This window comes from Acinetobacter sp. (assembly GCF_036666595.1).
Taxonomy (GTDB): domain Bacteria; phylum Pseudomonadota; class Gammaproteobacteria; order Pseudomonadales; family Moraxellaceae; genus Acinetobacter.
In genome coordinates this window covers 1-522 of sequence record NZ_JAVWVO010000161.1, presented here as the reverse complement: position 1 = coordinate 522, position 522 = coordinate 1, and the positions used below count along the sequence as shown (strand labels likewise).

Genomic DNA, 522 nt, shown 5'->3' with positions numbered 1-522 from the left:
CCAAGAGGGTGGCATCAAATTGCACAGAAGATTGGTGGAGACGTAGAAAAAAATGCGGTCTTTGTTGCACGTCAGCCGACAGGAGAGGTGTACAACCAACAACTTGCACAACAATTTCCACAAAGAGATTGGATTTTATCTCGAATTTTATGGTTAGACGGTTTAGAAGATGGGTTTAATCGTGGAGATGGTTGCGATACATTTAAGCGATATATCTATATTCATGGGACACCAGACACTGAACCAATGGGCATTCCAATGTCTCATGGCTGTATTCGAATGAAAAATCAGGATGTGATTGAGCTTTTTGAGCTTATTACAGCACAGGCATTGGTTTATATTTCTGAACAGGCATTGGAAAATGAATGATAAAATGCCAATAAGTGCTTAAATAAAATACGGAAATCTGGTTTTTTTCAAAGAATTACTTATTTTTTAATCATTCGTGCGCTTTTTTCGGAAAAGAATAGGAAAAGCGTTTGACAGGCTGTAAAGATTCTCTATAATGCACCTCACAAACGA

1 protein-coding gene is annotated in these 522 nt (G+C 37.7%); it reads left to right on the top strand.

The annotated features are described in order from the left end of the window. A partial coding sequence (locus RR876_RS17375) for a L,D-transpeptidase (RefSeq protein WP_332637223.1) occupies positions 1 to 369 on the top strand: 369 nt, incomplete at its 5' end. Positions 370 to 522 lie beyond the last annotated feature (153 nt).